Genomic DNA, 21,227 nt, shown 5'->3' with positions numbered 1-21,227 from the left:
GGGCTCGACGGTAGGTCATTCAGGAATGCGCAGGCGATAGCCATCAGCGGCGGTAGTCGGGCTCGAACCGACGTGGTTACCGCAGTCGTCCTCGCGGGCCACCCACACCGTTCACCCTCTCGGGCTACTACTTCACCGCCAACCCAAATCATCCCACTAATGCTGCATCGTGGGATGATTCGCGACCAAAGACTTCAATGCCCCGGCCAGTGCTACCAACACTCCCGGAGCGCGGCCGACAAGGGGCATCGACTTGAGTAGTTCTACCGAGCCCGTCATCGATCGACGCCAGCTGACACCAGATGAACTGGTGGTGCAATGTCGGAAACTGTTGAGCAGACTGACCCGCAGTCTCGACGCCATCGCAGACGGCCACCTCGACGCGATCGAGGACGTTTCAGCACTGACGCGGACCACTCTGGCTTTCGGAAAAGGCGACAACGCTGCCGAGCGATTGCGACGGAGCCTCCGGCTAGATCACCCCGTATTAGTGGTATCCCGGCCGCCCGAGGATGAGCGCGGGACGCACATCGCATTCGGCGGCATGGCAGAGGTGCCGCGAGACACTGGTGGGACCATCAGCGTGACGCTTGAGAGGTGGCTCCGTAGCCCTGCTGTCATCGTCAAAGGTGCACGGAGGCGATCGAGCACCTGGGAGCAATTCATCACCCAGTACGGAAACACCTACGGGTCACACGTGTCAGAACACATACCTGGAGAACTGACCCGGGCGGGCGCGCTCATGCACGCCCGCCAGGTGCCACTCGCGGATTATCTCGTACACGCCGCCGGCGTTGTCGCCGAGAGTTGCTTGATCCAGCTGATCGAGCAGGTCGACGGACGTCTTCTGACGTCGAGCGTGAACGAGAAGCGGCTCTCGCAGTTCGTGATCACCGCTGCAGCCGTCGTCAACCTGCCTGAGCGTGAAATTCTCACCGACTTCGCCAGCGTCACCGAGATGCCGTACTCGTTCACTTTCACTGTGAACACCATGTGGTCTGCCGATAAGACCGAGGACGCAACGCTGTTGATGTTTCGTGCCGGTGAGGATGGTGACTACCTGCGGCTGTTGCTCAATGCAGGAGGAGGAGAAGCTCGAATCGAAGTCGCACCCACGCTGCCCGATTGGTGGGCTTCGGCACTTGATTGATCTGCTACGAACGGCAGCAACGTCAGGCCGCCACGAACGCCGCTCGCGACAGGGTTCCGACTCGGGTGTTGCGTGTGATGTCGGCTTGGAAGTCCACCCAGGTCACGTTGGCCTGTGTCGGGTATCCAAGTTCCGACGTCGGATGCGTCCCGTCCACGCCGGCCCCCATGAGGACATCGCGAGTTCCGTTGCCGACCGGTGCGCCAACCCGACCGGTGCCCGTGTACCAGCCAAACATTTTCCAGAAGGCGGTGTTCATCGTGGAGGCAGCTCCGGTGACGGACACCGTGCATTCCCAGATGGCTCCACCACTGATCACCCGGTCGCCGACTGCATAGTTCGCGCCCGTCGTGTACGTGGGAGTGTTCACGATCGTCCCGAGATAGTCGTGATAACCAATGATCGGCAGGTTGGGCAGCTCGTTGATCGCCTGCCTCATCGCTGCGAGGCACCACGCCGACGAGTTGGAGATTGATTCGGTGTATCCGCGGGGAGGAATACCGGTCACGATCAGCGGCATGTTGGGTGCCGCAGCATTGATGTCGGTGAGGAAAGCCTTTCGTGCTGCCACCAGCGCGGCGTAAGACGTCGCATCGGTGACTAGGCCTCGGTCGTTGCCCGAGTCCTCGATAATGCCGACGTTGGCCTGCGTCGCGATGAACCCCGCTTTCCGGAGTGCAGAGTTGTACACACCGCCGTCCGAACTCGCGTCGTAGTTCGGGTCGTTCGTCGGCAGTGCTGCCACGCCCGGTTCATTGAAGCCCGTACCCGCTTGTCCGCACTGGAAGACCTCGGCCCCAGACAGCCGGCCCATGGTCTGCACCCATGAGTAGTCCGCCGCGACGAACGATGCCCCAAACACCGCGATCTTGAAGCGATCCATCGTGGCCGGCTGAATGACGCTTCTGGTCGGGACACGGATGTAATTGATGCGAGCTCGGGATGTGAGCACCCGCAACGTCTTCATGGAATTAACAGGCACCGGCAGTTGGACGACCATCGCCGTTGCGCTCGTGACCGCCGTGGAGCCGTCCGCGAGGGTTGTCAGCTCCTCAGGCGTCGCGGTGTAGGGCTTGCCGTCTTCCTCAATCCAGATCCGGACGGCGGAGCCTCCGGGCACAATCGAGATGCCGACTTCGACGAACTGGTTGGTCGGATCGCCGCCGATCGCGAGGAACTCCGGCCCCCACATGATCGTCTCGTAGTTCGACGAGCAGCCAGTCTGCTTCGAATAGACGGCCCCATTGCCGTCCTCGAAGGTCGATCGGGTACCGACGAGACGGAAGGCACCCGAGGCATACCTGTAAGTACGAGAGTTCGCCGTCGTGAGTGCCGATGCCGAGCCCGCGATTAGTGGATGGCTCGGCGGTGACGCGAACGGGGTAATAGCCACGGTTCGAGGCAGTGCGAGTCGGGCGCTCGCGACACCACCTGTGGCTGCGTACCGCTGGTCCGCGGCAGTCTTCGTATAGAACGAGTCGGCGCCGTCTACGACGGTGAGCGCTGGGTTCTTGCGGGTTCGACGTGCCATCAGGAGAACACCACCCCAGACAGGACGAGCGTGATCGCGCTCGCCGTACTTGCGATAGCCGAAACAAAGTCACCAGGTCCGAGAAAGTGACCCGCCAACTCGGTAACGACGGACGAGTCTCCTGCCGCGAGCACAAATGTGGCAACACGGTTAGCGACGCCAGCAGTGGCGCCACTCTTGACGAGTGAGATCGACACAGTGACGGCCGCCCCAGTCGTGTTTACGACGGTCGCGGCGGCGAGCTTTGCCGACGACGCAGCGGGGCAGGTGTACTGCGTGACCTCCGCAGCGGTGAGCTGCTGCGAGACCAGAACGGACGGAAGGCCGCTCGATGCGGCCATAAGATTCTGAGCCATAACGGATCTCCTATCCGAGAGCTACGGCGAACGCGATAGCGCGGCCAGTAGCAGTGGTCAATGCAGCGGCAGGTGAACCGGCCCCGGAACCCGGGGCATAAGTGCCGTCTCCGACCTCCCTGATGCGGGACGTCACAGCTGCAGCCGTCTCGGTCTCAGAGACCACCAGCTCGGCCACCGCAGCATCGTCGGCCAATGCCGGCGGAAGCTCCCACGTCACTGTTGAACCGTCGGTGAGGTGCACTGTGCCGTCAGGATCGATCGCTTCGATGCCTGGGCCGGGATCACCGGGTGCGCCCTTGGTGATCAGGACGCCCGAGACCGACGCGCGAGACACTGCAGTCGAGAGATTCAGCGGCGGCATCTTCCCGGACTCGGGGTCAACCGGAACCATCGGCACGGGGCACGTCACGGTGGGGGAGCCAGGCCAGTCGCCGCGGAACTGGTACGTCCACGAATTGTGCGGCTCGATGTCCGGATCGTCGGTGCACACCAGGAAGGCGCGCATCATGCCTGTCGAATCCAGTGTGACCGTATCCGTCTTGGTCGAGAGCGTCAGCGCCGGATCGACCGAGTTCACAACCACTTGCGTGGCCGCCGGGGTGATCGTGACCTTGCCAACCTGGGGCACCGATGTCGCGGTACCCGTCTCGGTCGTCAAGATCAGCTTCTCGTTGGGCCATATGACTTCTCGCCGGTCAACGCCGGTCGGAATGGAAGCAGTAATGGTGGTCTCCTAAGAATGAAGTTAAGTGACACGAAGGTAGGTATCCGCCACATTGATGGTTGTGGTGCCGTTCGCGGCCGAGACCATCAACGAGATGAGATCGCCCGCAACAACCGCGCCGGTGGTCGTCCCGGACACCGTGAATGTGCCGGCGGCCCCGGTTCGCGTCAGCGCGGCACCCAAGAGCGCGCCATTCTTGTACGCCGCGACCGTGACCGTCGTAGTGAAGTTATTCGTGCAGTTCACCGACATGGTGATCGTGGCGTCGGACTTGGCCTGAATGACACTCAGCGCGTTAATGGTTACCGTCGAGCCGGGATAGGTCGGATCGGCGATCATTCCGGTTACTTGCTTCAGAGTTCCCGAAGCTGCGGTAGTTGCAGAACCGGACTTGAGCATGCCCACCGCGGTAAACGAGGTGACATCCGCGCTAGCCGTTCCATCGCCAGACACGTCGGCGGCAACGTATGCCGACGGAATCGTTACGGCGCTCGCCGCTCCAGCGTCGGAAACGTCAACAGTGCCGTACCCCTGAATGGCAACCGTTGCAGCGGCATCCATGACCGTATCCACCTCAGCGATCACAACAGCGGATATCTGCGTGACGGTGGCCGCCGAGCCGCCATCGGAAACCAGCGCATCCACTGCCCCGGCCGGGATGATCGTCACCGAGGCGGTTGAGTCATCCACTATGGGCACGTCGATCACGTCGCGAATGACGATGACCTCCGCTGCCATCTCGGAGGTCACTGCCGACTCGACAGCGACGGATGCCCGGGCGATGACGTCGACGGCCGAATCGCCCACGATTTCCACCGTGCGCCAGGGGATCTCCGAAACCGTCGCAGTTGCACCCATGTCCGAAACAACTTCGGCGACGATGAACACCACGGGAGTCGGCGCCGGCGGAAATGCAACCGTCGCAGTGTCGGGCCCGGGAAATCGTGCAGTGCCTACATCCGGCCCAGGGAAGCGGGCCACCCCGATATCCGGGGCCGGGAACCGCACGACTACGCCGGGAGTGCGTACGGCGCGGTGTATTTCGGCGTCACCTTAGCCTCGCCCGCAGGGCTCACGGTGACGTCCGTGGTGTCGATGACGTCAAGCAGTGTGGACCCGGACCAGCGGCACATGTACGTGTACGAGCCAGCCGCGACGGGGAACACCATTTGCGAGCCGGTCACAACACCGAGTGCTGCACTGCCCCAAGTGGTCGTCTGGCGGGCGTATCCTCCGCCGGTTGCCTCGTTGGCTGTACCTGCTGCGCCGGGATGTCCTGTGTGCAACGAATAGCTTGCACCGAGTGATGCCCAGTGATTGGCCACGCTGTTCGCGGTGGCAACGATGGAAAGCATGATTGTTCCTTACTGTCTGGCGGATCGACGGGCGCGGCCTGAGATCCACTCGTAGTCGTCTGTCGTTTCGGTGTTGTCGTTCTGGTAGCGAACCCAGATGACGAACGGGGTACCGTCGGCGATAGTGGCAACCTCGGTCGATTGGATGCGCCAGGTGACGGTGTCGCCGGAGATCTCGCCGCCCCAATTTTCGCCACTCTCCCAGATGATCTCGATCACCGTGCCAGGCGGAATCGGGCCTTCATCACGCTTTCTCGTGAAGATGAGGTCGCCGCGAGTGAGCGCAATATCGTCGTAGATGGGAATCCATCCGATGGACATCAGGTGCCGCCTTCCGTGCTGAATGCTTGAGCGAGAAGCGGGTTCAGCTGTTCGTCACACGCTCGCTGCCAGTCGCCGCCCCACTGGTTAACCCAGTCAGGGTCGGGCCCAGTCATCAATCGAGCGCATCCAGTGGGCGGACTCTCGTCAGCGACCGTGCGTGTCGTGTGCAGTGCCCCGGTATCGACATTGATCCACAACGTGTGTGGCGCAACCGGGAGAATCTCGGCGAAGGCGACGAATTCGGCAAGTTCCTCACTGGATACGGTGAGTGTTCCGTTGATCTTCATGTTGCTGCCGCCCCCACTGCTGCCCACATCAGCCGGTCGAGGTTCCATGTCAGTGACGACATGGGCACCGATGCAGGGAGCACTGACTGGTTCGCGAGCGTGGCATGGCGCGCCTGCGGTACGGTCCCGGCCTCTTCAGAGATGCCGGTCAGGTTGATGCACCCGATAGAGCGAGGGCCTTGGGCCCCGCCAGGCGCAAGCTGCAACGTTGCCACAGCGAGCAGCTGATCATTCGCCGCAGTCTGAGTCATTCCGGTGCCGATGTGATAGCGACGACGCTGAGATGTCAAGGCCGCTTTGATGTCTCCGGAGTCCCACACCTTCACCATCCGAGTATTCGGCTTGTCGTAGACGTACAGCCCGAGGAACCAGCTACGGATATCGAAGAGGCTGGCGTCGCCGCCAGTGATGATGCGGATAACTTCCATCGGCGTCGGCGTGTCGCGTCCACCGCGCAGGAACGCGAAATCGACTGTGCCGTAGAACGGTCCAGCGCCGAAGAAATCCTTAGTCGCCTGCTGGGTGAACGCCGGTATCTCTGTCCATGTATAGGCGGATCCGTCGTAGTACCAATGCTTCTGCATCATCGTGTCCGGGAACGTCACCAGGTCCCTGCCCCCTGCGGACGACCAGCTCGGCGTTGTTATTCCAGTTCCGACAAAATCGGCCAGATCCTGCAGTTGCTCTCCCTGGACGTCGATGCGCTCGCCGTTATCCTCGGCCTTCTTTTTAGTAACCTTGAGTACACCGCCAACCGCGTTGGCCATGTCGGCCATGTCGCCCCAGCCTGTGTTGGGGGTGCCGCTGGACCAGCCATCGGGTGATGTCATCGGCTACACCTCCTTGTTGGAATCCGGTTCGCGAGCAACGGGTTCAGCTTTGATAAGCGAGACCTTGGGTGCACGCCTGCTCGCTCGATCTGCCTGCTGTTCGCGGAGAAGTGACCAGATCATCGGGACGTAGACGAGTGCGCCGAGCGCGTAAATTGCGAGCCGAATCGGTTGCCGACTGAAGTAGTCCGGCGAGTACCAGATCGACACAGAGACCTGAATCAGGACCAGCGACAAGAACACCGACTTCGTCGCATAGATCTTCCCGACATGATTCTTGCGCCACGGTGACCGAAAAATGTAGATCAGCGTGAAGGTCGTGACCAGTACCGTAAGCGCCAGCAAGGCGACATTGGCTGCCAGCGTCATTGACTGCCTCCCATAGATTCCTGAAGTAGCCGTGTCCAGCCATTGGTTTCGAACTCTTCTTTTTGCCGCTCAGCCGATGCCATCGCTTCTGCCGCCACAACCTCGGTATTCATGCGCTCCTGCGTTGAATAGGCATGAAGCTCAGCAGCTTCCTTCACCTCGTTGCGTGCAGCGTCGAGCGCCTTCGACCACGGCCACCTCATTGCTGCCCCCGATCAGATGCCGAAGCGGTGGCATTCGCCTGCACAGCCTCCAGAAGGTGAACCGCCCAATCACCATTCACACGCTGAGCGTGGACGGTGTCCGAAAGCGTCTCGATGATCCTCCGGTCCTCAGCTCGGGAACCTCGAACGTCGGTAATCACATCGTCCTTGAGGCGCATCAGTTCTCGATGCGCCGTGCCGAGGACCAGCCATCCCCGGGCCAGTGCGATGCCGATGATCAGGGCGCCGAGAATTACCACCGTGACGGTGCTGACTCCCTCCCATGCGGAGGGTGTCAGGATGTCCATCAGCCGTCAGATCGGCGGGCGAGCGACTGCTCGAGCCTTGCGCGAAGCTCGGCGATCGTCGGACCTACTGTCGACGTAATTTGCTCGACACTCGGCGCGTGAATCGTGATCGACGGTGTCGAAGTCGTTGTGGTCACGTTGTACTCGACGGGCGTATCGGTATTGTCACCGATCACCTTCGGGCCGCCGGGAGTGTAGAACGCCGCCATAATGAAGCCGATTGCACCGAGCAGGGTGCCCGCCTGCGTGAGGATCCCGAGCTGCTGATCGGCGCTGACCCAACCGAACATCACGAGCAATCCGAGAATGGCAGCGAGAACGGTGTAGATGACCTGACGTAGCGACGGCCACAAGTTGGCAATTTTGCGAATCACTTCGAACCTCCCAATGCATTGAGGAGCAGGTCGAATTTGGCGGACAGTGCGCGGACTTCAGCGACAGCCTGTTCCGCCTGACGTGCGGCATGGAAGGCCTGGTAGTCCCCGGTGCGGGCATATGTCGCAACGTCGAGTTCGGCTGGCGGATTGCCCCCGAGGTATTCGGGTTCGACGAGTGACATACGAGGGGTGACAAGTGCGTCGCGGATCTCGGCTACCGCTTCGACGAGGGTGTTGTTTCGGCTTGGGTCGACCTTGGATGGCCCAAGGATTGGCCAGCCTTGGCCAGCGCGCCCGGACAGTTGGTCGTTGACAAGTGCAGGGATATCCACAGGGGAACCTCCAGATTGAGGGAAAGTTGGGAGAATTTCAGCGCCCATCGCGCGACAGTTCCAATATCGGATTCGCCTGTCGTCGATGCCGTGCTGGCCGCCGTTGATGGCGGTAGTGGCAGCGATCAGGAGCTCTTGGTCAGCAAGTGTGTTGAGCTGGGGCCGGGCGACAGTCCAGTACCAGATGGCGCCAAGAAATCCGTATGTGGGTGACGCCAATTCGGTTGGGTTGTCAACGAAGTACGTGGGCGTGCCCACGTACCCTTTGCCGTGCGCCCACTGACTGAGGTTCGAGTAGTTATGGCGTCCGGTGACCTGGATCGGGCCGCGACCCTTGAACCGCTTGCCGTCGCCAGCCTGAACGTTGCCGAGATCTGATCGCCACTCGTATTTCGAACCGTCTGCGATCTCCTCCATATATCGGAGGCCTGCCGATTCATGACCGAGTTGTGCACACCACATGACCGCACGGAACTCGGTAGTGCAGTCGGCTTGGATCATCGCGGAGTTGAAGGCCGGGGCTAGTTTCTCGTAGTGGGACATCGGCATTGACGCGCCCATGGCCCTGCTTAGTTGCGCAGCATCCATTACGTCACCGGTCCGATCAGTTGCTCGAGCGCGGGGAGCCAGCGGTCGACGGCTGGCGCAGGGGGAGTCGGCTGTAGGTCGTTCGGATATCGCGACCCTGCAAGCCACGGCTGGGGGTCGAGTCGATTCAGCCCTGGGGGCGACCACACGAAACGATGAACCTCGAAGTGCAAGTGTGGATCAACACCGCCGTTGGTCGCAGAGTTCGGATTGATGTAGCCGATCCGGTCCCCGGCCTGGACCCGTTGACCTACGCGGACTTCGGGGATGATGTGGCCGTACACAGTCAGTCCCGCGCCGGCCTCGACGGGGTGGTCGATGTTGATCCACTGGCCGAATCCGGATGCAGGCCCTGCGGCGGTCACGGTGCCGGACTGGGTTGCGTAGATTGCACGGTTGGCAGATCCTCCTGCGCATCCGAAGTCTGTACCCCAATGGGTTGTGCCCCAGCGTGCCCCGAATCCGGACGTCACGTAGAAGTCGTTCTCGATCGGCATGCACCGCATCGCAGTCATGTCTGCTCCTCGGGTTGTTCGGCGACCATCCGTGCCACGACTTCGGCGCGTTGATCGTCAGGTAGTTTGTCGAGCTGGGCGACAATCCGGTCGGCGACAGTGGGCAGCGGCCTTTTGCGCGCCTGACCCTTCGGCACCCATGTGCTCGGGTTGTGGGGATGAACCGGGCCGCTCACCGGCGGTTCGTAGCGAATGAGGCAGTCGGCGACCGGCCGGAAGCCGAGCTGCTCGAGATGCCTTCCGAGGTCGTTCATCTCGTCGGGCTCGAACTTCGGGGACGTATTTTGCATCGTCGGGTGCATGAAGGCGTACGCGTACGGATGCATGTCGGGCGGTAGCGCCTCGTGCAGTTCCGGGCTGAGCTCCTGTGATGTGTCCACTGATGTCCTCTCGGTCAGGTAGCGCTCGAAATCTGACGAAGCGCGCCCATTGTTGTTTCCATGTGCCGGAGTGCTTTTGTGCCGTTCGGCTCACCGGCGCGGTAGTCGCCGACAGACAGGGCCCAGAACGGGGCCACGGTGCGCGACCAGGACTGTTTGCCGGATGCGATGTTGGACAGCCAGATTCGATCGCCGATCTCGAAGCCGCAGCGGATGCCGACTTCGATGTGACGGCCCATGTAGAAGCCGCCACTGCCGTCGTCGAAGTCCGCGGCGAAGCTGACATAGCCTCGCGCCTTCAACAGTCCGACGCGGCCGGTCTGCAGTCCGGACGGTGAGACTGCTACGCCGCCACCGGTTTCGAATCCGGACTTGTGTGCGTACGGACCCATCGCCGCTTTGCGTTCCTGATCGGTGAAGATCGCCCATGCAAGGATCACGTCCTCGACTGCCTTGTCGAAGATTCCGAGAGTGAGCCATGGCAGGCCGATCAAGCTGCCAAGCAATCCGAGCAGGATGTTCGAAACGAGCTTTGCGCCTTGGTTGATGGCGTCGGGTGATTTCCCGCCCGTCGTGATTGTGTGCTCGATCGGTTTGTGGATGGTCATCTTCGAGCGCAAGCCGAGGTACTGACCCTTACGGAGGATGACGTACGGATCATCCGGACCAATAGTGCTCGGATCGTCGTTCGGGTCGGCGATCGTGACCGTCTCGGATGTACCGTCCGGCTTGATAATCCGGAGTAGATCGCGAACCGGGTCCAAGATCGTGCCCGTGATGCCTGCGGCCACCGAGCGACGGATGACGTCGAAGACGATCGTCGGCCGGTCCAGGATGAAGTGCGTCGGGCACGGTTGCGGGTCGCCGGGAAGCCACAGCTTCGCCGTCAGTTGGATTCCCGCATCTTCGAGCGTCGGCTTGATCAGGTCGTAGTAGTTATCCATCCGGGACCCGAGTGCGGTCCACTCCGCGATGCCGTCTCTCTCGGCGATGTACGGGATCATCACCATCGGCCACTTCGAATTGTCGAAGTTCGCCTGCCAATTCGCGGCGTTCCAGATGTCAAAGTGGGGAATCCAACTGCGCTGGTGCTCGCGTAGGAAGTTCCTGTGCCCGAACCCCTTGATGACCTTGATGGCGTTGCCGAACTGCAGATCCACTTTCGGGGCCTGCACGATGATGCTCGTCATCGTGTTCGGCCAGCATTGCAGGTGCTTCGTTTCGTCGAAGATGTGGATCGCAACGGGACGGACTGCCGTGATTCCCGTTTCGTCGGTTTCGAGTTCGATGTCGAAAACCTTGTAGCACTCTCGCTCGTATTCGCTTTCGAAGACGAGAAAAATGTCGGCGTCCTTGGGTTCGTTGATCAGCCACTGCGCGAGGTCGTCCTCAGCCGGAATGGTGACCCACGCTTCGCCGGCGTCGTTGCAGATCACCTCACGAGATGCGTCGATTTCACCCCACACGTCCCCGACCAGTTCGAGATACTTGTCTCGAATACTGATCCGGGGACGCGCGTTCGCTTGGGCGAGGTCGTGCTCGTACTGGTCGTCGATGACCTGTAGGCCTTCGTCGAGGTCATAGACCGGCATGACTCACCCCCAGGGCATTTCGTGGTAGCGCGGCATGATCGCCCGGAGCGTTCCGGGTACCGCGGCCGTGATCTCCACCGGCAGCAGCGCCGTCGGAGTGTTCGGTGGGATCTCATACAGGAAGCTCAGACCCTGCAACGTCTTGAGCTCGTTCGTGTGATTCGCCGACGAGAGCTGCTCAATTCCCTGGCGTGTCCTGACCTTCCACACGTTCGACTGCGCCTTGATCGGAACCATTCGGCCAGACAACGCGTCCGGAAGTTTCGCCGAAGTGATCGGCGTTCCGCCCCACTCCATCCACAACGGGACGTCAGTCGGGTTGTGGATCTCGAATTCGTGCGTGTTGGTTCCGGCCGGGAAGTCCCATTCGAGAGTGTCGATGCCGGATTTGAGGAACGGCCAGCAGGCCACGACGACCATTTCGATTTCGATCTTCGTGGACTGCATGGAGTAGTTCTCCATGTCCGGCTTCATGTCTCGATCGAGGCGCACCTTGATATCGCGCGTGCCGTAACTCTCCGACTTCACGGTCATCTGCGAATCCGCGTACATCGACCACGATCGGTTCCATGCCGCATACAGCTCTTCGAAGTCCCGCCGGGTGCGCCCTTCGAGACGCACCCGGAAGTCCAACAGTCGCTCTTCGATCTTGACCATCCGCGGCGTGGACCCGATCTCGTACGCGCGTGAGGTACGAGTCGGAGTCCGAGGGGCTGCCTGGAACAAGCCAGTCAGCCCTCCAGTAATCCACGCATCCTTGACGGTTCGAGCCGGTCCACCGAGTGCCCAGCTTGCGCCGTTGACGCCGCGGATCGAGATCGAATCCCGAAGATCGGTCATCGGTTCCTCGATCCGTACATCCGCGAGGACTGGCGTTCGTGAATACCTACTTCGCTCATGGTCTCTCGATCCACCCTTCCTGTGATGTTGTAGGTAGAACCGCCCTGCACAGGCGCCAATTCGAGTGCCTTGCGAGATGATTCGGGCATCACATCGCCGGGAGCGGTGGTGGCGAGCTGCATTTGGTTGAGCATGGGAGCCAGCTCTTCGAATGCCTCCGTTTGCCGCGGCGAGAGAACTCGCTCGGGATGGATGACGTTCTTGAGCATGAAGCCCTTGCCGAATGCGAGACCGCCCTCGTCGTACCAGTTGTTCTTCTCCCAGAACGACTTCGCAGCCATCGGATCGCCGTAGCGGTCCTTGATGTACTTCGCCCCAGCCCTGCCTTGAACCTCGGCATCAGGGTTCTCGTCGGGCAGGTATTGATCCTTGGTCGAGCCGAGGAACTGGAACAGCCCGAATGCACCCGAGGATGGGTTACGCGCACCCGGATTCCAGCTCGATTCCTTGCCGATGATCCAGTCGGCCGCAGCCCACTGATCACCGGTGTCCCATCCGTACGACTTGAACGCGGCCTTGACCTTGTCCACCACCGAAGCCGAACCGCTGCTTGATGGTCCGCCGAGATTCGGTGTCGGCTCCAGGGCGACGCTCTGCTCGACTAGTTGAGCGTTCGGATCTCCGTACGTCGAAGGAGCCGAGGTGGTCGACGATTCGTCGAAACTCGCCTCGTTACGTTCGCCGGCCTGATCCGAACGGCGTCCGGTTTCGTCGACGAGCTTGAGCCCCTCGAGCTTGCCCGTGAAGCCCAGCATGCCCAGGAAGTCGTTACCCCACTCCGCAAGGAGTGAACTCCCGACCTGTGCCCCGACTCCACCCCAGTCGACAGGGTCGAGCGTTTGACCTTCCTCTGCAACCTTGTCGGTTCCACCGAATCCGACGCGGGTAAGGATGTCCCGAATCAACTGCACCTGATCCCAATTGAGAACCGCTTCAGGCCTGCCGGTCTCGTTCCGCACGATCGAGAGCCCGTTCGGGATGTAGCCGCCCTGATCACGGAACAGTCCGAATGTAAGGACATTGCCGATGTCCTTGGCCTTGTCCCATGCGTCCGAGAGCATGTCGCCGACGCCGAGGACGTGATCGGCCAAGAATCCGGCAGCCTTGTCGCGTCCCGTATTGAGGAACTCGGGCGGGATGCCGAGGTACGACGGCGGCGGCGTTCCGATCATCGCCCCGATCGAGTCCTTGATCGGATTGAGCGCCTTGTCGAATATGTCGGCAATCTTCGACTGCAGGAAGCCCTCTTTCGACTGCGCGCTCGGTCCGCCACCGGGGCCGGCCGACTCGAACGAGCCGTCCGATCCGATAGCGAGGTGGTACTGGCCCGGGTTGACACCGACGAACTGGCTGCTGTCTGCGCCTGCGGCGGGACCGCCGTACGCGACGTAGCCATGTGCGCCACCGGATTCGACATTGGTGGTCCCGTACGATCCGACGCCGGTCAGAGTTCCCGCGGTGTGTCCACCGCCAGGCCCGCCCGGGTTGTCATGAACACCGACCGAGAAGCCCTTGCCCAGACCCGGCACGAACGGCTGACCGTTCGGGAACGAACCTGTTGCCCAGGACCACTTTCCGTCGCCACCGTTGAGGATGGCGTCGGCGATCGCAGACATGTAGCCCGAGCAGTCCTCGAAGCCCCAGGTGTACGGGTTGCCGTTACGCATCTTCGCGGCACGGTGACCGTTCTCGAGCGCCTTCTCCCACGGGGCGCCGGCGCGAACTTCTCCGCCATCCTTGTACTTCGGGAGAAGCCAGTCGAACATTCCCTGCGGATCGACGTTGCCGAGACCCTTCTGTGCAACCTCGGCGCCGTAGGCGTTGACGTTGTCGCGGCCGAGCTCGCGAATGAGATTGCCGCCGTCCCAGGTGAATGGGACGCCGCGCATGATCATGTCGCGGATTGCATAGACGGCGTTGTGGCCGCCGGCGCGCTCGACCTCCTTGGCTGTCATCATGTGCTCGTTGTTCGAGCCCCACATCAGTACATCGTCAGAGGTTCCGGTGCCTGGACCCCTGATCTTTCCGCCGGTTGCATGCTCGGGAATTCCGGCAAGTGGTGCGGCGGGCTCGATCCCGGGAAGGAAACCTGCAACGACGTTCCAGGCCTTCAGGAGTCCGTCATTCCAGACCGTGTTGATCATGAAGTTGATCGGCTTGGCCAACATGCCGCGCAAGCTCGACCACTTCTCATTGATGCCCTTGACCGTGTTGGAGAGGAAATCACCAACACTGCCAAGTGCACCCATGAAGACATCGAACGCTGATTTCGCCCCATCGACGACGGTCGAGATCACTGTGCCGACAAGTCCAAAGTAGGGCTTGACGACGTTGTCGTAGAAGAACGAAATAACCTTTCCGACTTCGCCAATCCGGTCCCCGAAGAATCCGAGGATTGGACTGATGATGTTGTTCCAGGCAAAGGAGATTACGTCTTGAATTCCTTGCCAGGCCGCTTGAACGATATTGCGGAAGGTCTCGGAGTTCTTGTATGCCAGCACTACTGCCGCAACGAGCCCGGCGAGAATGGCGATGATGATGCCAATCGGGTTCGCCGACATCGCCGCGTTCAGTGCCCACTGCGCACCCGCGAGAGCATTCGAAGCGACACTGCCCGCGATGAGCGCCACGCGATGAGCTGCGAGGGCAATCGTGTTGGCGCCCAACGTTGCGGCCGAGCGTCCGGTCGCAGCAGCGAATACACCCTGCGCCACCGATGCGGTGAACATTGCAGCGTTCCACAGCGTGATCGCCACACCCATGAGCTTGACGGCGGTGATGATGCCCAAAAGCAAAGGCGCGAAGGGAACGAGCTTTTCGATGACCGTCGCCAGATGTGGTGCCACGAGCGCGAGAATGTCCGCCCACGGAGAGAATGCGTCCACCAGGCCGGGAAGGACTGGAGCAAGGTTGGCGAGCGCCTCTCCAAGTGCGGGCATGATTACCCGCGCCATGTCCATGAGCCCCGGAATGGAGTCCTGGATCGCTTGACCCATCGCCGAGAACCCCGGCGCCAAACCTGACGCGGATTCAGCACCGAATTGCCGGAACAACGAGAACAGGGGGCCGACTACAGCGCCGATGTTTTCGAAGGTTTGCCGAATCCCATCGAACGTTCCACGAAGATCGTCGGCGCTGATGTTCCGCAGTTTTTCACCGATGCCCAGCAGGAAATCGTTGAGGGCAAAGCCGGTGTTGCTGAAGGTCTCCGCTGCAGTTCCGAGGACACTGATCAGGCCCGAAGCCAGACTGCCGAGCCCATTCTCGCCTTCGGCGAGACCGTTGAAGAAGTTCGTCGACCCGGCAATCATGCGGGCCCAGCCAGCCATCGCTTCCGGTCCGCCGATGGACGATGCAACCTGAGACCCGATGTTGCCCAGAGTGGTGGCGAGTCCACCGAGGCTCGGCTGCAGACCGGCCACCAATCCGCCTAGCAGGCCGAATGATCCAACCATTGCGAGGCTGAAGCGATTCGTTATCTCCTCCCGAAGATTCTTGAACGCCTGCAGGAGCGGTGCGAGCCGTTCCCCGATCATCGCCGCGAACGGATCGGCTGTCGATGCTGCCGACTGCTGTGAATCCGCCATGCTCTGGTAGGCGTCCGCAACGGACTCAGCGGCATCAATGTTGGCCTGCGCCACATCCTTTTGCGTCTGCAACAAATCGGTCTGTGCATCTCGCAGTTGCTCTTGAGCGTCGACTTCACGCTCCTTGGCCTCGACTACCTTGTCGGAACCTTCGATGCCCTTCGCTTGTGCATCGGCAATCTCGCCGCGTTGCTCGGCATTCGAGACCTTGATCTCGTCAAGTGCCTGCTTCGCCTCCTTGACGCCGAGATTTGCCCGCCACATGTCGAGGCGGTCCGAATCAGGATTTGCCTTTGTCTCACGCAGTGTCTTTTCTGCTTCGGCGAGTGCGAGTGCGGCGCCTTCCTCGTCGAGTGCCAATCCTGCAAGGGTTCGGGCGTAGCCCTCGGCGTCGCGCTTCGCTTCTTTTCTTGCCTGGTTGACATCGTCCTGCGACTCCTTGACCGCTTCCTGCGCGTCGAGGACCTGCTTCTCTGCGCTGACGATCTGGCGAGCGCCCTGCTCGGCAGTGCGTGTCTGCGACTTCTTGGCGCTTTCGATCGCCTTGAGCGATGACGCACTCTTGGAAGATGATGAAGCCACCGCCTTCTGCGATTCCGTCCAAGCCTTCGCTCCTGCAGACAGGCCTGCGAATGCCATACCTGCGACGGCCATCGCAGGGCCGAGGATGCCTGCCGCTGCCGCAGCAACTGTTCCCATCGCTCCCGCGACTGCCGTAAGGCCCTGCAGCAGTGGGCCGGTGGCAAAGTTCGCCATGACGGAGCCAAGTGCTGATACCGCGCCGAGCGCTGCTGCGGAGCCGACTGTCAGCATTCCGAGGGTGCGACCGATGCGCGTGAGAGTTCCGACCAGCCTGGCTGCTGCTGCCATGACCAAGAGGGCAGAGGTCACCCGAGAAATGTCACGCGCGAGAACGCTCGCGGCCATCGCAGCAAGCCGCAGAACGCCTGCCAGCTTGGCGATGCCTGCACCGCTCATCGCCTGCAGTAGAGACGAGCTGACGAGTAGGCCGGCGCTGAAGTTGCGGAGAATGCGCGCTGCCAATCCGATACCGGTGGCGACCATTCCGATATTGCCGATGACCGACGTGGCCGCGGTGTTGATGAGTGCGAAACCTGATACGGCCGTGCGCACTCCGCCGCCGATGGCCGAGATGAAACCGGCTGCGAAACTGCGTCCTTCGTTGCTACCTCGAGCGTTCGAGTTCAGGGCCTTGCCCATGCCGGTGGCGAACTGGGCGCCGGCCGCCTCGCCGCCTCGTGAGAACTTGCCCGTGATCCTCTGCAGAAAGGATTCGCTTTCGGCGTCGGCACGTCTGGTGTCGATTCGAGTCTCGATGCGGGTGACGCGGTCGGTTGCCTTGGAGCGCTTCGACTCTGCGGCATTCAGCGCGGTCGCTGCGGCCTTGCTGTCCAGCTTGGCTTTGGCGACCTTGCCTTCGGCTGTGGCGAGTCGGTTGGCATCGGTGACACCCTTGCTGCGAAGGGTAAGCAGTTCACGTTCAGCTTTGACAACACCACTGGTCGCTGCAGCTTCGCGACGTCGGGCATCGGCTGCACCCTTCGTGGCGTTGTCGAGATCGGACTTTGCCTTGTTGAGCTGGCGCTGATCGACTTTGACATCAACATTCTGAGTGACTCTGTTGCCCTTGACTTCTGCGGAGAGCTTCTTGAAGTAGCCATTCATGGAAGGCATGACGTTGATGTACGTCTCGGCGCCCTGCATTGCGGACATGAAAGACCTCCGTAGGGGTTATGCCAGGATCGGCTTGTAGCGATCGCCGAGGACCTGGGCGCCGATTTCGTCGTGATCACGGAAGCTGCGTAGCTCTGTTGCGACATCGCGCGCGGTGCGGGGGCGGGGGAAGTTCTTGGGGGCCTTGCCGCCTCGGCCCTTGAATTTGGGGCTGGCGGCATAAGTTGCGTGTTCGATGCGACGAAGGGTTTCGACCGTCTCGGTGAGAAGTTCGCGCTGGGAGTTCCAGCCGATAATCGACGGACGCGAGGAAGGTTTGGGCAGCTTGCCCGCGTCTTCCATTGCGAGCATCTTCTGGGCGCGGTCGAGGTCGCTGCTGATCGCCGCGAGGTAATGGCCGCCCTCGATCGGTTTTGCGAGGATCCGGAACAGCTTGTTCCATGGCGTGTTTCGATGGTCGCGAACCCAGTCGTAGAGATCGAGACGGTGATCGATCAACTCTCGCTCGATGGCGGCGCCGTAGCGATCGAGTTCGTCGACGAGCTGCGCCCATCCGAGTGACGGAGCCACGAGAAGTCCGAAGTGTTCGCGAATCTCGTCGATCAACTGGGCCAGATCGCTGACGGGGCTACTGGCGTACAGCTCGAGGATCAGATCGGCGACGTCATTGCCTGTGAGGATGTCGAGCTGGTCGGTCAGGGAAGTGGTGGTGTCGAGGTCGGCGATGTCTTCGGCTGCCGGAGTGGTGACGATGATGTCGGATCCGTCTTCGGCCGAAACGAAAAACGGGCCGACAGCCTCGTCCAAGAGTTGCTCGAAGAACGATTCTGCCGACCCGTTGTCGTTGTCGGTCATTGGTCAGTGGCGACCGGCGGCCTTGCCGCGGCGGCGACGCTCGACACGGTTCTGTGCCTGCTCGACGTCGAAAAGACCGAAGTGGCGCGAGAGGTCGCGAGCGAGTTCGACAAGCACGTCCGGGTGCTGCGGGCCGAGGTAATCCTCGACGTCCTGGTACTGCTCACCAAGGAACAGTTTGAGGACCTGGCGAGAGTGCTTCGCCTCCTCGATGTCCATCACCGTGTAGGCGTCCGGCTCTTCGACCAGGAAGGTGGGGGAGTCGCCAATCTGGAAGGGGAACGGCTCCTTTGCGGTGCGGCCTTCACTGCCGTACTTGCGGACGTTCTGATCGCTCACTGCTGGGCTCCTGAAGTTAGTGACGGTGCTGTCGGTGTCGAGGTCGCTCACTTGATCGCACCCTTGCCTCGGGGGGCGATGGCAGTGGTTGCCGCAGGAGCGACGGGGCTCGTCGAGGAGTCCGCGGTCTCGCCGGCCGCCGGGGCGACGGTCTGCGCCTCGCCGGACAAGGTCTCGGTGGGCGGCTGCTGCGCGACGGGCGCGGGTGCAGCCTCCGCGGGCGCCACTCGGTATCCGAGGCTGACGAGCTCGTTGTGTTCGCGCTGCGATCCGGGGGTGAATTCTCGGCCGTCGGGAGCGATCAGCTTCGTCGGCTGGTAATTCTTCGGGTCGGCTGCGGTTTTCATGGTTCCCATGAGATTCCTTCTTTCAGGTGGTGGTCGGTGGGGCGGTCTGAAAACACCGGACAGGCAGTCGACCGCCAATCCCCGCCTGTCCGGTGTGCTTTGGGGGACTAGGGCGTAACTACACCCTTGGTGAATCCGGCATCTTCGAGGACTCGATCCCAGCCGGGACCGCCGAAGTAGTGGCGGATTGAGACGCCAAACTCGGTGTCGACCATGCCGTTGACGGTGGTAGGCCACGTCAGTGCGCCTTCTCCGTCGGTGATGGTCTGTTCGCCCATCTCTGCGACCTCGCCGCAGTAGAACAGTCGTCCGATGTAGATGGTGTCGACGCCGGCATTCGCCTTGGAGATGAGCAGGTAACGGAGCTGGCGAATCTGCGCGATTGCAGCCTGGTCGAATGCGAGCTCACCGGTGACGGGATCCGCGGTCATTGCCGAGAGATCCATACCGAGGTTGTTCTCGATGTTGTACCGGTTCGTCTCGAGGCCAGTGAAATTGAGGCCGGAGATGTCCGAGGTGAAGTCGGACTTGACCGGGTTGGAGTAGCCGATCGCATTGATGTCGGACTTCTCGACCTCGCGGGAAAGCGTGATCGCGTCTTCCTTGTTCAGGAGACCGAAATCGAAAGCGCCGACAGGGAGCTCGGCGAGCTTCGAATCTGCGCCTTCGGTGATGTGCGTAATCGGGGGCACTGTCATCGGCATGCCGAAGACGTGGGCCTCGTTGGGCTTGAGGATCAGCTGACGCTGATGCCGGGCGATTTCGAGTTCGCCTACTCGTGTGCTGACCATGAGATGCCTCCTCGGCAACGAAAAAGAGCCCATGGCAGACGCCGATGGGCTGGAAGGTGTTTCGGTGAATTACGGTCGGGGACGCTGCAATCCGAGGACGTAGTACGCAACCTCGGTCCGCTGGTTCGGATTCTCGTAAGGTTCGGATTCCGGCGGGGTGTCCGTGCGACAGAAGTCGACGCAGATCGGTTTCGGTTCATCTTCAACGTCGATGTCGATGCCCGAGATGTTCGCCATCTTCTGCTGCACCAACCGTGCGAGTTTCGATGCTTCGCGCGGGTCGGGATGGTGACAGGTGATCATCACACGCGGATAGTCGGTGATCCCGTCATCGCTTCCGCCAACCCTGTTGATCTGGATGCCAATTCCGTCCTCGGCAGTCGGCGGTTCAGTGTCGGTTTCGGCTACGCCGGCGAAATAGGACATGAGGACGTCCTCGACATTCGGGTACAACGTCTCGTCGAGTTGGACGACCATCTAGCGCCCCTTCCTGTTAATCGCCTGGACGGCAGCAGCAATGGCGCGCACCCTGCGTGACCGTCGGGTGCCGAGCAGTGCTGGCGCATTGCCCTCGGAGTAGGCAACGATGCGCTTTCCTGGGCGGCCATCGCGGCCGACTGCGGGCTCTTTGCGAACCTTGGCTGCGAGGTTGCCTGTGCCGCCTGGGACGCGCGCGGACCTGCGGAACGCGGCGATGCCGCGATCCGCGCCTGCGCTCGTAGCAGTCTGGACGCCTTTCGATTTCATGATCGCCTTCGCATCACGCGAGGTGAATTTGAGCGTCCCTGGTTTCGGATCAGCCATTGCCCGCACCTTCCCATTTCTTCAGGTGACCCCAGACATGGTCGGCGAACCCGTCCTCGTCGAACCATGTCTGAAGGGGGCCGTCGACGTGCAAGCGATCGCCGATGCCGTCGACGGCGAGGACGTTCTCGTTCGATTCAGGAAATCCGGGCGGGGCGTAGATGACCCACTTCTCGGACTTTGCAATCGGGACGCCGTCAGTGGATGTCACCGGTTGTACTGAGCAACCGGGGAATTCATCGGTCGTAACGTCGCTCATGACGCCGCGCTTGAGTCGGACCCGTTCGATCACTTTGACTGTTTGATTGCCGAGTTCATCCATGCCCGTCACCGAAGTTCCATCGCGGGGTGGCAACCTTCGAGATGCCGAGCAGTTCTTTGTGGAAATCGGTGATCACCAGGGATCCGCCGGAATCAACGAGTGTTCCCGATCGAGTGACGCCGCCGACGGTGCGCGAGTACGACTTATGGCCGGCATGCTTGGCGTTCGACAGGGCGAACCGAATCACGTCGACCACGACGTACTTTGCTTGGGGATCGTCGGCGAGCAGTGAGGGTTTTCGGTCCCTGATCCACTGCGAGACAGCGGAGATTTTCCCCAGGACGTCAATCTCCTCGGCAGAGGTGAGGGCGCGCCAACCGTTCGAGATGTCTTCCTTGTCAGCGAAATCGGTCATGTCGCGCC

Annotated in this window: 28 protein-coding genes; 1 reads left to right on the top strand and 27 read right to left on the bottom strand. The window is 61.4% G+C overall.

All coding sequences use genetic code 11. The annotated features are described in order from the left end of the window. Positions 1–156: 156 nt before the first annotated feature. Positions 157–279 (bottom strand): hypothetical protein, encoded by a 123-nt coding sequence (locus tag EEB13_RS31915; RefSeq protein WP_261984449.1) that lies wholly within the window; start codon positions 277–279, stop codon positions 157–159. Positions 280–331: 52 nt separating this feature from the next. Between EEB13_RS31915 and EEB13_RS05580 the strand changes: the two genes are divergently transcribed. Then, complete coding sequence (locus tag EEB13_RS05580; RefSeq protein WP_141484806.1) at positions 332–1,150, top strand: hypothetical protein; 819 nt, start codon at positions 332–334, stop codon at positions 1,148–1,150. 22 nt (positions 1,151–1,172) lie between these two features. On the opposite strand, the gene EEB13_RS05575 is transcribed toward EEB13_RS05580, so the two are convergent. From EEB13_RS05575 to EEB13_RS05450, 26 genes are all read right to left on the bottom strand, one after another. Then, a complete protein-coding gene (locus EEB13_RS05575) occupies positions 1,173–2,681 on the bottom strand; it encodes a hypothetical protein (RefSeq protein ID WP_141484805.1) in 1,509 nt (502 codons plus the stop codon). Beyond that, a complete protein-coding gene (locus tag EEB13_RS05570) occupies positions 2,681–3,037 on the bottom strand; it encodes a hypothetical protein (protein WP_141484804.1) in 357 nt (118 codons plus the stop codon). Before EEB13_RS05570 ends, EEB13_RS05575 begins: the two co-directional genes overlap by 1 nt. Positions 3,038–3,047: 10 nt before the next feature. After that, on the bottom strand, positions 3,048–3,698 hold the full coding sequence (locus tag EEB13_RS05565) for a hypothetical protein (RefSeq protein ID WP_141484803.1): 651 nt from the start codon (positions 3,696–3,698) through the stop codon (positions 3,048–3,050). 87 nt (positions 3,699–3,785) lie between these two features. Next, entirely contained in the window at positions 3,786–4,745 is a 960-nt protein-coding gene (locus EEB13_RS05560; protein WP_222839788.1) for a hypothetical protein, read from the bottom strand. 29 nt (positions 4,746–4,774) lie between these two features. Then, positions 4,775–5,119, bottom strand: coding sequence for a hypothetical protein (locus tag EEB13_RS05555; RefSeq protein ID WP_261984448.1), 345 nt, complete (start codon positions 5,117–5,119; stop codon positions 4,775–4,777). 9 nt (positions 5,120–5,128) lie between these two features. Further along, on the bottom strand, positions 5,129–5,440 hold the full coding sequence (locus tag EEB13_RS05550; RefSeq protein WP_141484801.1) for a hypothetical protein: 312 nt from the start codon (positions 5,438–5,440) through the stop codon (positions 5,129–5,131). Next, entirely contained in the window at positions 5,440–5,730 is a 291-nt protein-coding gene (locus tag EEB13_RS05545) for a hypothetical protein (protein WP_141484800.1), read from the bottom strand. Before EEB13_RS05545 ends, EEB13_RS05550 begins: the two co-directional genes overlap by 1 nt. Then, positions 5,727–6,560 carry a hypothetical protein gene (locus EEB13_RS05540; protein ID WP_141484799.1) on the bottom strand — a complete coding sequence of 278 codons (834 nt, stop codon included), beginning with the start codon at positions 6,558–6,560 and terminating at the stop codon, positions 5,727–5,729. The genes EEB13_RS05545 and EEB13_RS05540 overlap by 4 nt, the downstream gene beginning before the upstream one ends. A gap of 3 nt (positions 6,561–6,563) precedes the next feature. Next, complete coding sequence (locus EEB13_RS05535; protein WP_187328496.1) at positions 6,564–6,929, bottom strand: hypothetical protein; 366 nt, start codon at positions 6,927–6,929, stop codon at positions 6,564–6,566. Further along, positions 6,926–7,132 carry a hypothetical protein gene (locus EEB13_RS05530; RefSeq protein ID WP_141484798.1) on the bottom strand — a complete coding sequence of 69 codons (207 nt, stop codon included), beginning with the start codon at positions 7,130–7,132 and terminating at the stop codon, positions 6,926–6,928. Before EEB13_RS05530 ends, EEB13_RS05535 begins: the two co-directional genes overlap by 4 nt. Then, positions 7,129–7,440, bottom strand: a complete 312-nt coding sequence (locus EEB13_RS05525) for a hypothetical protein (RefSeq protein WP_141484797.1) — start codon at positions 7,438–7,440, stop codon at positions 7,129–7,131. Before EEB13_RS05525 ends, EEB13_RS05530 begins: the two co-directional genes overlap by 4 nt. Further along, positions 7,440–7,814, bottom strand: coding sequence for a hypothetical protein (locus EEB13_RS05520; protein WP_141484796.1), 375 nt, complete (start codon positions 7,812–7,814; stop codon positions 7,440–7,442). The genes EEB13_RS05525 and EEB13_RS05520 overlap by 1 nt, the downstream gene beginning before the upstream one ends. Beyond that, positions 7,811–8,710 carry a glycoside hydrolase family 19 protein gene (locus EEB13_RS05515; RefSeq protein WP_222839787.1) on the bottom strand — a complete coding sequence of 300 codons (900 nt, stop codon included), beginning with the start codon at positions 8,708–8,710 and terminating at the stop codon, positions 7,811–7,813. Before EEB13_RS05515 ends, EEB13_RS05520 begins: the two co-directional genes overlap by 4 nt. 26 nt (positions 8,711–8,736) lie before the next feature. Further along, a complete protein-coding gene (locus EEB13_RS05510) occupies positions 8,737–9,252 on the bottom strand; it encodes a M23 family metallopeptidase (protein WP_141484794.1) in 516 nt (171 codons plus the stop codon). Further along, positions 9,249–9,632 (bottom strand): hypothetical protein, encoded by a 384-nt coding sequence (locus tag EEB13_RS05505; protein WP_141484793.1) that lies wholly within the window; start codon positions 9,630–9,632, stop codon positions 9,249–9,251. The genes EEB13_RS05510 and EEB13_RS05505 overlap by 4 nt, the downstream gene beginning before the upstream one ends. A 14-nt stretch (positions 9,633–9,646) precedes the next feature. Beyond that, a complete protein-coding gene (locus tag EEB13_RS05500; RefSeq protein ID WP_141484792.1) occupies positions 9,647–11,224 on the bottom strand; it encodes a hypothetical protein in 1,578 nt (525 codons plus the stop codon). Between the two features lie 3 nt (positions 11,225–11,227). Continuing rightward, the gene (locus tag EEB13_RS05495; RefSeq protein ID WP_141484791.1) at positions 11,228–12,064 is read right to left on the bottom strand and encodes a hypothetical protein; all 837 of its coding nucleotides are present in this window, start codon (positions 12,062–12,064) and stop codon (positions 11,228–11,230) included. Beyond that, positions 12,061–17,445: a hypothetical protein gene (locus tag EEB13_RS05490; protein WP_141484790.1), complete on the bottom strand. Its 5,385-nt coding sequence runs from the start codon at positions 17,443–17,445 to the stop codon at positions 12,061–12,063. Before EEB13_RS05490 ends, EEB13_RS05495 begins: the two co-directional genes overlap by 4 nt. An 18-nt stretch (positions 17,446–17,463) precedes the next feature. Then, the gene (locus EEB13_RS05485; RefSeq protein ID WP_141484789.1) at positions 17,464–18,261 is read right to left on the bottom strand and encodes a hypothetical protein; all 798 of its coding nucleotides are present in this window, start codon (positions 18,259–18,261) and stop codon (positions 17,464–17,466) included. A 3-nt stretch (positions 18,262–18,264) separates the two neighbouring features. Beyond that, positions 18,265–18,600 carry a hypothetical protein gene (locus EEB13_RS05480; protein ID WP_141484788.1) on the bottom strand — a complete coding sequence of 112 codons (336 nt, stop codon included), beginning with the start codon at positions 18,598–18,600 and terminating at the stop codon, positions 18,265–18,267. 47 nt (positions 18,601–18,647) lie between these two features. Next, positions 18,648–18,956 carry a hypothetical protein gene (locus tag EEB13_RS05475; RefSeq protein WP_141484787.1) on the bottom strand — a complete coding sequence of 103 codons (309 nt, stop codon included), beginning with the start codon at positions 18,954–18,956 and terminating at the stop codon, positions 18,648–18,650. Between the two features lie 98 nt (positions 18,957–19,054). Next, positions 19,055–19,738, bottom strand: coding sequence for a hypothetical protein (locus EEB13_RS05470; RefSeq protein WP_141484786.1), 684 nt, complete (start codon positions 19,736–19,738; stop codon positions 19,055–19,057). 69 nt (positions 19,739–19,807) lie between these two features. Then, positions 19,808–20,215 (bottom strand): hypothetical protein, encoded by a 408-nt coding sequence (locus EEB13_RS05465; RefSeq protein ID WP_141484785.1) that lies wholly within the window; start codon positions 20,213–20,215, stop codon positions 19,808–19,810. Beyond that, positions 20,216–20,542 (bottom strand): hypothetical protein, encoded by a 327-nt coding sequence (locus EEB13_RS05460; protein WP_141484784.1) that lies wholly within the window; start codon positions 20,540–20,542, stop codon positions 20,216–20,218. It lies immediately after the preceding gene. Beyond that, on the bottom strand, positions 20,535–20,864 hold the full coding sequence (locus tag EEB13_RS05455; RefSeq protein WP_141485542.1) for a hypothetical protein: 330 nt from the start codon (positions 20,862–20,864) through the stop codon (positions 20,535–20,537). The genes EEB13_RS05460 and EEB13_RS05455 overlap by 8 nt, the downstream gene beginning before the upstream one ends. Next, positions 20,857–21,219 (bottom strand): hypothetical protein, encoded by a 363-nt coding sequence (locus tag EEB13_RS05450; RefSeq protein ID WP_141484783.1) that lies wholly within the window; start codon positions 21,217–21,219, stop codon positions 20,857–20,859. The genes EEB13_RS05455 and EEB13_RS05450 overlap by 8 nt, the downstream gene beginning before the upstream one ends. Positions 21,220–21,227 lie beyond the last annotated feature (8 nt).

This window comes from Rhodococcus sp. WS3, from assembly GCF_003797085.1.
Lineage (GTDB): Bacteria > Actinomycetota > Actinomycetes > Mycobacteriales > Mycobacteriaceae > Rhodococcus_F > Rhodococcus_F globerula.
Note: the sequence above shows the minus strand (reverse complement) of the source record. Positions and strands in the feature narration are given on the sequence as shown.